Consider the following 12475-nt stretch of genomic DNA (forward strand, 5'->3'; position numbering starts at 1 on the left):
CACCTATTGGGGACCGCCACACTATGTTGATTAAGGCACTTTGGAAATCAAGCGTATGAGTATAAAGGTTAAGCGATCTCACGCACAGCCCATCACCCAACTGCTATCCAAGTCTGGTGATATTGGGTACCTGATGCGCCAATCTCGCTTAATTGACCAGGCACAACGGCATTTGCGTGCCCACTTGCCTGAAGAAATGCGTGAACATATCTTCGTAGGCGGCTTCCGCGATGGCCGGTTAACACTCATTAGCGGTCAAGCCAGCTGGTTAACCTGGCTGCGCTACGAACAGAGCCACTTACTCACCCTGCTTCACCAGTTGCCAGGGTTGGAAGGTGTCAGCGCGTTTACACTGAAGGTTCGTCCAGTTCGTCCTGTCGAAGCACCTAAGCGCTATACTCGAACGCTCTCCAATGATGCAGGCAAAACGTTAGCCGAGTGCGCCGCAGATACCGATAACCCGGCTCTTAAAGATGCGTTACAGCGCCTGGCCTCCCACGCCAGCAGCCACTCGGACCCCAAGGCATAACAAACATTTCCAAAAAGCATAAAGCACCGCCATGGCGGTGCTTTATTAAGTGGGGGAACAAAGTTGTTTTTCAACCGGCAGCGTCTTTTCCACCCCTTCATTATGGCAAATTTTTACCTATGCCATGGCGGGAGCGGCATAAGAAATCGGTGCAACCGCCTTTTCATCCTCGAAAGTAACGATTTCGTAAGCATCCGGCTGTGCCATCAGCTCACGGCAAAGCTGGTTGTTAAGGGCATGTCCCGATTTTACGCCGCAGAATTCACCAATCAGGCTATAACCCAATTGATAGAGATCCCCGATCGCATCCAGTACCTTGTGCTTGACGAATTCATCGTCATAACGTAATCCGCCCTCATTCACGATTCGATAATCATCCACCACAATGGCGTTATCCAGGCTGCCACCGAGCGCCAGATTATTCGAGCGCAAAAACTCCAAATCGCGCATGAAGCCGAAAGTACGTGCCCGTGAGACTTCCTTAACAAATGAAGTCGTCGAAAAATCAATCAAGGCCGTTTGCTTCTGCTGCTCAAACACAGGGTGGTCAAAATCAATAGCGAACGAGACTTTAAACCCCTGGTGCGGCAGAAAAACGGCTTCTTTATCGCCATCAGTGACTGCCACGCGGCGCTTGATGCGGATAAATTTCTTGGCTGCGTTCTGCTCCAGGATGCCAGCCGATTGAATCAAAAATACAAATGGGCTGGCACTACCATCCATAATAGGCACTTCAGGTGCACTAATATCGACGTAAGCATTATCAATACCCAGCCCCGCGAAGGCCGACATCAGATGCTCAACTGTTGCCACTTTCACTCCATCGCTGGAAAGCGCGGTGCACAGAGTTGTGTCTTCTACCAACTCGGCTCGAGCAGGAACATGTACCACAGGATCCAGATCGGTTCTAACGAACACAATTCCGGTATTTGCCGGCGCCGGACGCAAAGCCATATGGACTTTTTTGCCGGAGTGCAGACCCACTCCAGTGGCGCGAATGACGTTTTGTAGTGTGCGTTGTCTGATCATGGGCAGTGGTCGAACTCTAATGACGGCGGTGTCAGCATGATAACCGACAGGTACCGCAGGGAAAGAAAGTTATCAAACAGTGTTCACTTTAACAGCAAACGAGCGTCTTAACCAATAAAACTCTCGTTTGCTGCCTCAATGAGCCTGATAGTACAGACTAATCCGCCTGACGGCGCAAAAACGCGGGAATATCCAGATAGTCGTCTGCTTCCGCCGCACGACGCTTTTCAGGACGTGGCTTGGCAGCCTGCTCTGGTGCTTCTGCACGTGCAGTCGCTTGCTGACGCATAACGGTTGGTTGCTGAAGCTTGCGATAATCCGAAGAAGAATCGGTGGCGGAGCGACGCACAGGTTCGCGTGAAGCCACCTTGGCTTTGCTGCCATCCAGGCCAGCAGCCACAACGGTTACACGCAACTCGTCGGACATCTCCATATCGATAGAGGTGCCAACAACGATAGTCGCTTCCTGAGAGGCGAACTCCTGCACGGTGGCACCTACATCGTTGAACTCTCCAATAGAGAGATCAGGGCCTGCTGTGATATTCACAAGGATACCGCGGGCGCCGTGCAGATCGATATCTTCCAGCAAAGGACTGCGAATCGCCTTCTCAGCCGCTTCACGTGCCCGGTTTTCACCGGTAGCCCCACCCGTTCCCATCATCGCCATGCCCATTTCAGACATAACCGTTCGCACGTCCGCAAAGTCGACGTTAATAATGCCCGGACTGGTAATCAGTTCAGCAATGCCCTGAACAGCGCCCAGCAAGACATCATTCGCCGCACTAAAGGCAGTCAAAAGCGTTGCGTTTTTACCCAGAACGGAAAGCAGTTTCTCATTGGGAATGGTAATCAGCGAGTCAACATGCTCAGAGAGCTCTTTCATGCCCTCTTCAGCAGCGCGCATACGCTTGGGCCCTTCAAACGGGAAGGGGCGCGTAACGACAGCCACCGTCAGTATGCCAAGCTCTTTGGCTACCTGAGCGACCACCGGAGCACCGCCTGTGCCTGTGCCACCGCCCATGCCTGCGGTAATAAACACCATATCAGCGCCATTTAAAAGCTCAGCGATGCGCTCTCGGTCTTCCATGGCGGCCTGGCGCCCCACTTCTGGGTTAGCCCCGGCCCCCAGGCCTTTGGTGATTTCGCCGCCAAGCTGCAAAACCGTTTTCGCGGATACGCGCTTGAGCGCCTGGGCATCAGTGTTGGCGCAAATAAACTCTACGCCTTCGATGTTGCTCTCGACCATGTGGTTGACAGCGTTGCCGCCGCCGCCACCAACACCGACCACTTTGATGACCGCACTGCTCGAGGGTGCGTTATCTACCAATTCGAACATAAGCCCCGTCTCCTGAACCGCGCTTGCGGCCCTAATCAGAAATTTCCTTTGAACCAGCCTTTGATTCTCGCCAGCGCCGAATGACCTTCCTTGATATCACGCCGAGCAAGCTCATTGCGCCCTTTATGCGCAGCAACGACTCCCCCGTGGCTTTCTAAACCTTGCCCATGACGCGCCTCTTGCAATGCATAATGCAGCAAGCCAACGCCTGTCGCATAAATAGGATTACGCACCACATCTGCCAAACCTCTGACATTTTGTGGGCAGGCAATACGAACCGGCATATGAAAAATTTCTTCTGCCAGCTCGCTGACACCTTCCATGCGTGAGGTACCTCCGGTGAGTACTACACCGGCCGCCACCATGTCTTCATAGCCACTACGACGTAATTCGTCTCTTACCAGCGTAAAGAGCTCTTCATAGCGCGGCTCTACCACTTCGGCTAATGCCTGCCGTGATAAATCCCGTGCCGGACGATCCCCTACACTGGGAACTTTAATCATTTCATCGCTTGCGGCGAGTTGAGTCAGCGCACAAGCGTATTTCACTTTGATCTCTTCTGCATGCTGGGTAGGTGTACGCAATGCCATCGCGATATCATTGGTCACCTGATCACCGGCAATGGGAATCACTGCGGTATGACGAATTGCCCCTTCGGTAAATATCGCCATATCTGTCGTGCCACCGCCGATATCCACCATGCAAACACCCAGCTCGCGCTCGTCCTCTGTGAGTACTGCCATGCTGGATGCCAGTTGTTCAAGGATGATGGCATCAACATCCAGACCACAGCGGCGTACACACTTTTCGATGTTCTGAACGGCATTTAATGCTGCAGTGACAAGATGCACCTGGGCTTCGAGCCGAACCCCCGACATGCCGAGCGGTTCACGGATCCCCCCTTGAGCATCAATTGAAAACTCCTGGGGCAACACATGCAATACTCGCTGGCCTTCGGAAATAGCACGTGCCCGGGCAGAGTCAATAACGCGGTCAATGTCTGATGGGGTTACTTCCCGTTCTTTTATAGCCACCACACCATCAGAGTTCATTGAGCTAATATGACTACCTGCAACACCAACATAAACAGAATGAATATCGCACCCAGCCATCAACTCGGCTTCTTCAACAGCCCGCTGAATAGACTGAACCGTTGATTCAATATTGATGACAACCCCGCGCTTCATGCCGCGAGATGGATGAGAGCCGATACCAGCAATTTCGATCCCGCCATCATCGGTAGGTTGACCGACTATCGCGACGACCTTGGACGTTCCAATGTCCAGCCCGACAACCATATTGGATGCATTGGGTGAGCCTGCCATGAGCCGGGGAATCTCCTTGTAGTCATTTTAAAAGGCGTTATATTTATGGATGACGCTAACTCAACCAAGAGTGTCAGGGGCGTCGCCCAAATCAAAATTAACGTTTATCGATAAAACTCAGCTAACGGCTGAGAGGATTAAATTAAAACCCACCAACTACCGATTGAGACATAGTATAGAAACAATAGCTGCAATACGACTAGTCCACACCCACGATAATAGGCTTAATAAGCAATTTAAACCCCATTAATGGCTTTTTCAGCGTTTGCGACCACTCACTTTACCTACTTTTTGCACATTGTAAGCCGCTGGTTACTCTTCACTATCATCAAAATCGCTTTCCCCATGCCACGCTACAGCAACGCCATTAGGGTAACGTAAGTCGATATAACGGATGTGATCGCCATGTTGTGACAGCTCGCGTTGCCAGGAAGCAGATAAACGCGCTAAGCGAACTTCATGTTGGTGTCTGCCTAACATTACCCAGGCTCCATTACTTAATTGTATACGCCAGGCACCCCGTGGTTCTAACCGCAACTGAGACAGGGATAGTGAAAGGCCCGCAAAATGAGGTGTTAGCCGATGATAGTAGGTCAGCACCTCTTCACTACTGCCTGCCGGGCCGGCCAGGTCGGGCAATCCGGCAGGAACCTCCAAAGGAGCAAAGGCAAATGGCTCACCTTCTGGATTCAGCAGAAAATCGTCGTTCCAGCGGGCAACTGGCATCTGCTCAACCAGCTCAAACACCAATGCATTGGGCCACTCTCTCGAAATGCGAACTTCGTTTAACCAACCAATGTTCATCGCTCTATTGCGTAGCTCACCCAAGTCCGCAGAAAGCCATGTCGCATCCTGCACAAGCGGGGCTAACTGTGTGCGCAGGTAATCAGCACTGACATAACTCCACTCCCCGCGAATCGAAACACGCTCGATAGGGCGGTCCAACCATAGCCACAGTGCACGGCTACCAGCGCCTAGCAGTAGCGCCAGTAAAAGAATCCCTAACCACGCATTACGCCTTTTCATAAGGCTCTCTTCATGATCTGCTCTGTCTGCCAGCAGTCTGCAGTATCTGCAGTACCAATTGATCAAAATCGATACCCGCATGGGCAGCTGCCTGTGGCACCAGGCTATGATCGGTCATCCCTGGGACGGTATTCACTTCAATCAGCCAGAACCTGCCCTCGACATCCCGCATGACATCAATGCGACCCCACCCCTCTCCGCCAATAGCGGCAAATGCTTGCAGACAAAGCGCAGCCAGTGCCTCTTCATCCTGTGTGGATAAACCACAGGGAAGGTGGTACTGCGTTGTATTGGCGATGTACTTTGCCTCGTAGTCGTAAAAGCCACCGGGTACTTCAACACGTATCGCTGGCAGTACGCCATCACCAAGCAGAGCGACCGTGTACTCATCCCCGACGATAAAACGCTCTGCCATTACCCTGGCATCGTAGGTGGCCGCTGCATGATAAGCCGCTTTCAGATCCGCCTGACTTTTAACAATGCTAATGCCCAGTGTTGAACCTTCATGAACAGGTTTTACCATCATTGGCAACCCCAACTGAGCAACCACTGCTTCCCAGTTAGACTCGGCATTCAACATAATACTTTCAGGTGTTGGTAATCCTACCGCCTGCCACACCTGCTTGGTGCGCTGCTTATCCATCCCCAGCGCAGAAGCCAGTACACCGCTACCGGTGTAGGGGATATTTAATAACTCCAAAGCGCCTTGTAGCGTACCATCTTCACCACCGCGGCCATGCAGGGCTACAAATACGGCACTGGGTGCTAATTTCTCCAGCCCGGCCAGCCCCTTGTCACGCGGGTCGTAACCACTTGCCTGGACTCCCTGGCGTTTCAAGGCGTCAAGAATGGCAGCGCCACTTTTCAGCGATACATCACGCTCAGCCGATGCCCCCCCGTATACAACCACCACTCGGGCCAAGCGATCCTCTTCAGTACTCATAGCTCAACCTCATCCAACACTAATTTGGCCTGTGCCAGACGCAGTGATATTCCACCCACATCACCGGCACCCTGGGTAATTAAAATATCGTCTGGGCGCAGTACATTACCCAACAATGCCGGCAATTCCTGTTTGTGCTCCACAAACAGTGGATCAACTTCACCACGCTGACGAATTGAGCCTGCTAATGTGCGCCCTTCCGCCCCCGGTATAACCGCCTCTCCAGCGCTATACACATCAAGTAAAATCAATGTATCCACTTGCGAGAGCACTCTGACAAAATCTTCATAAAGATCCCGGGTGCGACTATAGCGATGGGGCTGGTACAGCATGACCAGGCGCCGCTCGGGCCAGCCAGCACGTACGGCCTGGATGACCATATCCACTTCCCTGGGATGATGGCCATAGTCATCCACCAGCATGATAGCGCCGCTGGCCTTCGGTGCCGGGAAATGCCCATGAACCTGAAAGCGCCGCCCAACACCGGCAAATCCCGCTAACCCACGTAGGATGGCATCATCGCTGACACCCGCATCGGTCGCTACGACAATCGCGGCCATGGCATTCAAAGCGTTATGCCGCCCAGGCATAGACAGCTTTACGTTAAGCGGTGCCGCACCACCCGGCCGCAAGGCGGTAAAGGTGACTTCCCCCGCTTGCTGATTGAAATCAACGATGCGGTAATCCGCGTCTGCATCAAAGCCGTAGGTTACAAATTGACGCTTCACCTGTTCACATAAGCCACGCACATGAGCATCGTCAATGCACAACACAGCCAGACCATAGAACGGTAAATTGTGCAAAAATTCGATAAAGGTGTTTTTGAGACGCTCAAAATCCCCCCCATAAGTAGCCATGTGGTCCGCATCGATATTGGTGACAATCGATACCATGGGCTGTAGGTGAAGAAAGGATGCATCCGACTCATCTGCTTCGGCAACGAGATAGTCACCTTCGCCCAAACGAGCGTTGGCACCGGCACTGGTCAGTTTTCCGCCAATGACAAAGGTAGGATCCAGGCCGCCTTCAGCCAACAGTGTGGCAGTCAGACTCGTCGTGGTGGTTTTTCCATGGGTACCAGCAACGGCGATACCATGGCGAAAACGCATTAGCTCAGCCAGCATCTCAGCCCGCCTCACCACGGGTACACGATGCTCATGCGCCCAACGTATCTCAGGATTGGACTCGTCTATCGCGCTGGAAACCACCACGACATCAGCGCCTTTTACGTTTTCTTCAGCATGCCCGATGGCAACACACACGCCACATTGTCGCAGACGTTCGACAACAGCAGACGCCTTCATATCGCTACCACTGACGCGATAACCCTGGTTTGCCAACACCTCCGCGATACCACACATGCCTGCGCCACCGATGCCCACGAAATGTATCCGCTTAATACGGCGCATGCCCGGGCCGCTTGGGCGAATACCCTGTGACGACGTGTTGTTGACTATATCGGTCACGCAGTCTCTCCTTGTTTTATTAACGCCAGACATCCATTGGTCAAGCGCTCGGTCGCATCCAGATATGCCGCCTGCCGCGCCTTCGATGCCATATCCGCCAAAGTGTCTGGGGTTAATAATTCATTCAAATAGTGAGTTAAGCGCTCCGGCGTCAGCTCAGCTTGCACAACGCATAGCGCAGCTCCGGCTTTCACCAGCACCTCTGCATTTATCCGTTGGTGGTCATCAACAGCGAAGGGAAACGGCACCAACAGGGCAGGTTTGGCCGCCGCAGCAAGCTCCGCAACCGTCAGTGCACCCGAGCGGCAAACGACCAGATCCGCCCACTCATAGGCAGCTGCCATATCATCGATAAACGGGCTGACATCTGCCACAATGCCATGCTGCGCGTACGTTTCTGCCGTTTGAATATCACGCTCTTTGCCCGCTTGATGGCGCACTTCCGGCCGATCCAGCGGAGCCAGCCCGGCTAGCGCAGGCGGTAAGCGTTCGTTTAAAGCGACAGCACCTAGCGAACCACCCACGACCAGTAATCGCAGGGGGCGAGTCCTTAACGTCTCTGCGCTTCGGGGATGCTCACCAAGAGCCGCGATGTCATCGCGCACCGGATTGCCAATCACCTCAGCGCGATGACCAAATGCATCGGCAAATGCCGCATAAGTGCGGGTAGCCAATCGGGAAAGAACACGATTCGTCAGGCCAGCCACGGCATTCTGTTCATGAATCACCAGCGGCACGCGGGATAACCATGCGGCAAGACCGCCCGGACCACTGGCAAAGCCCCCCAAACCAACCACCACATGGGGCTTAAACGTGCGAATAACCCGGCGGGCCTGCAAGACAGCACGCGTCAGATTAAGCGGTGCCTTAAGCCAGCCTATCGCACCTTTTCCACGTAGTCCTTCAATGGCAATGGTATGTAGCCGGATACCTGCCTCAGGTACCAACCGGTTTTCAATTCCGCGCGGGCTTCCCAGCCACTCAACATCGACGTTGTGCGCCATCAGGGCACGCGCCAAAGACAGCGCGGGGATAACATGGCCTCCTGTTCCCCCCGCCATCATTAAAATGCGTCGACGTGCATTCGTCGTCACAAACGGCTCCTTGAATAATTACGATAATCTCGGCTCATGGCGCGGTTTGTATGGCGTGGGGTTGCGGCGTGGCCGGTGGCGTGTCTCCGCATCTGTACGTAATAACAGCCCTACCATCATGCCCGTCACCAGTAAACTTGAGCCACCATAGCTAATAAGCGGCAGCGTTAAGCCTTTGGTAGGTAATAGCCCTGCACTCACCGCCATATTGATAAATGCTTGAGCGGCAATAATAAAGCCGATGCCATAGCTGACATATGCGCCGAACAAATGTCCTGCCAATTCAGCACGGCGACCGATCCACATGGTCCGGGCAATAAAGATCGTGAATAGCAGCACCACAATGATTGCCCCGATCATGCCCAGCTCTTCTGCCACCACTGCGAAAATAAAGTCGGTGTGAGCCTCGGGCAGGTAGTGCAGCTTTTGAACACTATTGCCAAGCCCAGTACCCGTTACATGTCCACGGCCAAAAGCAATGAGAGCCTGGGTCAGCTGATACCCTGTAGCGAATTGATCCGCCCAGGGGTCCAGAAAGCTTGTCCAACGCGCTAAACGATAAGGCTCCATAATCACCATCATAACCGCGCCGGAAGCCAGCAAACCACCGCTGCCCAACAGTAATGTTAATGAAGCACCACTCATCATCAGCATGCCGATGACACAAATGGTATAGACCACCATGCCACCAAAATCAGGTGCCAGGAAAAGCAGGCCAGCAGGTAACGCCAAGACAGCCAGAGGCCGCCACATACTAAAAGCGCGCCTGCGCAGATCGTACGTAAAGCGAGACATAAATGCGGCCATATAAAAAATCAGACCAATTTTGGCAAGTTCAGAAACCTGTAAACTGGGCAGAGGCCCCGGCAATGCAATCCAGCGCTTACTTCCATTCACTTCCTGACCAATAATAAGCACCAAAAAAAGCATAAAAATACTGACCAAGAGAATCAGCGCTGCGTTCTGACGCCACACTTCAAGCGGAACACACAGCATGAAAAGGCAGGCCATCACAGCGATGCATAAAAAAATGGCGTGCTGCCGCGAGTAGTGGTAACTGTTTTCCAATAACCCAATGGAAGCCGAACTGACCATTACCCAACCCAGCCCAGCCAGTGCCACAACAGATATAATCAGCCAGACATCACAAGATAAGTTGCGCGTTGTTAGTGCTTCTCTAAGGCGTAGCAACCGGCTCATACATTAACCTCTTCCTGCTTATCCATTATCCAATGGCGAAAGGCCTCGCCTCTCACCAGATAGTTGGGAAATTGATCAAGACTCGCACAAGCGGGAGAAAGAAGCACACAGTCGCCTGGCTCCGCCATTTCCCAGGCAGCCTCCATGGCCTGGTTTAAATCACTGACCAGAAGCACCGGCAAGGAGGGAGCAAGCGCATCTAACAAACGAGGGGCATCTACTCCAAATAGCAGCGCCCCCCTCCCACATTCGCGTAAGGGCTCAGCCAGAGGGGTAAAGTCAGCCCCTTTACCAACTCCTCCGGCTAATAAAATCAGTTTCCCCTTAAGCGTAGCGCTAATACCTTTGATAGCGGCAAGCGTTGCACCTACATTGGTTCCCTTTGAGTCGTTTACCCAGGTCACCCCATTGATTCTGCTCACCACTTCGCTGCGGTGAGGCAAGCCTTTAAAGGCTCGCAAAGCATCGCACATGGGCTCCCTGGCAAGGCCCAAGGCGTTTCCCATTGCCAGCGCAGCAAGGGCATTGACATAATTATGCTGGCCCGCAATGGCAAGCTCATCCACGTTTAGCCAGGGAACGTGCCCATGAGCCAGAAATACCTGCCCCTCATTAATCACCAGGCCCCAGTCGATATCTGAAGACGCCGAACCGAAACGCACCAATTCCGGCACCTCTTCTGTCGGCCAGGTTAGTGGATCATCCGCATTGACGATCACATGCTGTGCACCCAGGAAGATACGCTGCTTGGCCTGCTGATAGCCCTTGATATCGCCATGCCGGTCAAGGTGGTCTTCGCAAATATTGAGAAACGCAGCAGCAGCAGCACCTAAAAAAGGCGTCGTTTCCAGTTGAAAGCTGGAAAGCTCCAGAACATAGAGGTCGGCATCAGGGTGCTCAGCCAGCAGATCCAGGGCAGCTGTACCCAGGTTACCTCCAACCGCGACGGACAGACCGGCGGCTGCCGCCATATCACCCAACAGGGTGGTAACCGTTGATTTGGCGTTTGAGCCGGTAATCGCTGCTACAGGCGCCTTGGTAGCGCGGGTAAAAAGAGCCATCTCGCCTACTAATACTGGCTCACCCGTAATGCTGTTTTGGCGCGCTGCCACCTCTTCAAGCCCTGGGGAACGAGGATCAACTCCAGGGCTGATGACCACCTCATGGGCATGGCTAAAGTCAACAGAAGTCAAGGGGCCACAATGTACAAAGATACCAGGGTGGGCCGTGCAAAAGGCATCCAAATCTGGCGGTACATCACGCGTATCCACCACCATGAAAGGGGTATCATTACGTGCCAGATGGCGACAGATAGCCCGGCCCGACACGCCCAGGCCGACCACCACCGTCATTCCGCTAGGTACTTGCACCATTGGTCTGGCTCCTTTACACGTCACACCAGTGGCGGCAACCACCAGCCACCAGCACCCGACTGATCAACGAACTTTAAGCGTGGCCAGGCCCAGCAGTACAAGCACAACGGTAATAATCCAGAAGCGCACGATGACCCGCGGCTCAGGCCAGCCTTTAAGCTCATAGTGATGGTGCAGCGGGGCCATACGGAAAATACGCCGCCCCGTGAGCTTATATGAGCCAACCTGGAGAATAACCGATACAGTTTCCAGTACGAAGATGCCGCCCATAATAAACAGCACGATCTCCTGGCGAACAATCACCGCCACAACACCTAACGCTGCGCCAAGAGCCAAAGCGCCAACATCCCCCATAAATACCTGGGCCGGGTAAGTGTTAAACCATAAAAACCCCAAGCCAGCACCGGCAATGGTGGCACAAAAAATAGCCAGCTCACCGGTGCCATTAATGAACGGGATATGCAGATAACTGGCAAATACCGCGTTACCACTGGCATAAGCAAAGACAGCCAGCCCCATCGCCACCAGCACCGTCGGCATTATCGCAAGACCATCAAGCCCATCGGTCAGGTTAACGGCGTTTGAGCTGCCCACAATGACGAAATAAGTCAGCACGATATAAAACAGGCCAAGTGGCAGAGCAACATCTTTAAATAATGGTACAAGCAGGCTTGTCTCCACTGCCGTTGAGGCCGTCAGATACAACACAACCGCAGCCCCCAGACCCACCACAGACTGCCAGAAATATTTCCAGCGGGCGGGCAAACCCCGTGGGTTTTTCTCCACGACCTTGCGGTAGTCATCGACCCAACCAATGGCACCAAAACCAAGCGTTACCGCCAGTACCACCCATACATAATGGTTCGTTAAATCCCCCCACAACAGGGTACTAATTGCAATGGCAAGTAAAATCATTGCACCGCCCATGGTCGGCGTACCGGCTTTGGAGAGGTGCGACTGGGGGCCGTCATCACGAACCGCCTGACCAATCTGGCCCTCCACTAATCGACGGATCACCCATGGCCCCAGCCACAGGCATAGCATTAACGCGGTTAAGGCCGCTAAAATAACGCGCAACGTAAGGTAATTAAAAACCTGAAAAGCAGATTGATATTGGGCTAAAAAATTCGCCAGGTGAAGTAACATGAACGGCG

General features: G+C 53.3%; 11 protein-coding genes. 1 reads left to right on the plus strand and 10 read right to left on the minus strand.

Annotated elements, in window-relative coordinates; translation table 11 throughout:
- Positions 1-55: 55 nt before the first annotated feature.
- Entirely contained in the window at positions 56-529 is a 474-nt protein-coding gene (locus HP566_RS18410; RefSeq protein ID WP_249978773.1) for a DUF721 domain-containing protein, read from the plus strand.
- Between the two features lie 117 nt (positions 530-646).
- Here HP566_RS18410 and lpxC read toward each other — a convergent pair whose 3' ends face one another.
- The 10 genes from lpxC to mraY form a co-directional block, all read right to left on the minus strand.
- On the minus strand, positions 647-1558 hold the full coding sequence (lpxC, locus tag HP566_RS18415; RefSeq protein WP_249978774.1) for a UDP-3-O-acyl-N-acetylglucosamine deacetylase: 912 nt from the start codon (positions 1556-1558) through the stop codon (positions 647-649).
- A gap of 157 nt (positions 1559-1715) precedes the next feature.
- Entirely contained in the window at positions 1716-2894 is a 1179-nt protein-coding gene (ftsZ, locus tag HP566_RS18420) for a cell division protein FtsZ (protein ID WP_249978775.1), read from the minus strand.
- A 35-nt stretch (positions 2895-2929) separates the two neighbouring features.
- Positions 2930-4219: a cell division protein FtsA gene (gene ftsA, locus HP566_RS18425; RefSeq protein WP_249978776.1), complete on the minus strand. Its 1290-nt coding sequence runs from the start codon at positions 4217-4219 to the stop codon at positions 2930-2932.
- A 312-nt stretch (positions 4220-4531) separates the two neighbouring features.
- Entirely contained in the window at positions 4532-5245 is a 714-nt protein-coding gene (locus HP566_RS18430; RefSeq protein ID WP_249978777.1) for a cell division protein FtsQ/DivIB, read from the minus strand.
- 10 nt (positions 5246-5255) lie between these two features.
- The gene (locus HP566_RS18435) at positions 5256-6188 is read right to left on the minus strand and encodes a D-alanine--D-alanine ligase (RefSeq protein WP_249978778.1); all 933 of its coding nucleotides are present in this window, start codon (positions 6186-6188) and stop codon (positions 5256-5258) included.
- A complete protein-coding gene (gene murC / locus HP566_RS18440; protein ID WP_284041569.1) occupies positions 6185-7597 on the minus strand; it encodes a UDP-N-acetylmuramate--L-alanine ligase in 1413 nt (470 codons plus the stop codon). The genes HP566_RS18435 and murC overlap by 4 nt, the downstream gene beginning before the upstream one ends.
- 53 nt (positions 7598-7650) lie before the next feature.
- Positions 7651-8748: an undecaprenyldiphospho-muramoylpentapeptide beta-N-acetylglucosaminyltransferase gene (murG, locus tag HP566_RS18445; RefSeq protein WP_249978780.1), complete on the minus strand. Its 1098-nt coding sequence runs from the start codon at positions 8746-8748 to the stop codon at positions 7651-7653.
- An 18-nt stretch (positions 8749-8766) separates the two neighbouring features.
- Positions 8767-9948, minus strand: coding sequence for a putative lipid II flippase FtsW (gene ftsW / locus HP566_RS18450; RefSeq protein ID WP_249978781.1), 1182 nt, complete (start codon positions 9946-9948; stop codon positions 8767-8769).
- A complete protein-coding gene (gene murD / locus HP566_RS18455) occupies positions 9945-11321 on the minus strand; it encodes a UDP-N-acetylmuramoyl-L-alanine--D-glutamate ligase (RefSeq protein WP_249978782.1) in 1377 nt (458 codons plus the stop codon). The genes ftsW and murD overlap by 4 nt, the downstream gene beginning before the upstream one ends.
- Positions 11322-11384: 63 nt before the next feature.
- Positions 11385-12467, minus strand: coding sequence for a phospho-N-acetylmuramoyl-pentapeptide-transferase (gene mraY / locus HP566_RS18460; protein WP_249978783.1), 1083 nt, complete (start codon positions 12465-12467; stop codon positions 11385-11387).
- Positions 12468-12475 lie beyond the last annotated feature (8 nt).

Source organism: Vreelandella olivaria, from assembly GCF_023507745.1.
In the GTDB taxonomy this organism is placed as follows: domain Bacteria; phylum Pseudomonadota; class Gammaproteobacteria; order Pseudomonadales; family Halomonadaceae; genus Vreelandella; species Vreelandella olivaria_A.

Coding starts and splice junctions, on each gene's coding strand:
- HP566_RS18410 (WP_249978773.1), top strand. CDS start 56: ATGAGTATAAAGGTTAAGCGATCTCACGCACAGCCCATCACCCAACTG.
- lpxC (WP_249978774.1), bottom strand. CDS start 1,558: ATGATCAGACAACGCACACTACAAAACGTCATTCGCGCCACTGGAGTG.
- ftsZ (WP_249978775.1), bottom strand. CDS start 2,894: ATGTTCGAATTGGTAGATAACGCACCCTCGAGCAGTGCGGTCATCAAA.
- ftsA (WP_249978776.1), bottom strand. CDS start 4,219: ATGGCAGGCTCACCCAATGCATCCAATATGGTTGTCGGGCTGGACATT.
- HP566_RS18430 (WP_249978777.1), bottom strand. CDS start 5,245: ATGAAAAGGCGTAATGCGTGGTTAGGGATTCTTTTACTGGCGCTACTG.
- HP566_RS18435 (WP_249978778.1), bottom strand. CDS start 6,188: ATGAGTACTGAAGAGGATCGCTTGGCCCGAGTGGTGGTTGTATACGGG.
- murC (WP_284041569.1), bottom strand. CDS start 7,597: ATGCGCCGTATTAAGCGGATACATTTCGTGGGCATCGGTGGCGCAGGC.
- ftsW (WP_249978781.1), bottom strand. CDS start 9,948: ATGAGCCGGTTGCTACGCCTTAGAGAAGCACTAACAACGCGCAACTTA.
- murD (WP_249978782.1), bottom strand. CDS start 11,321: ATGGTGCAAGTACCTAGCGGAATGACGGTGGTGGTCGGCCTGGGCGTG.
- mraY (WP_249978783.1), bottom strand. CDS start 12,467: ATGTTACTTCACCTGGCGAATTTTTTAGCCCAATATCAATCTGCTTTT.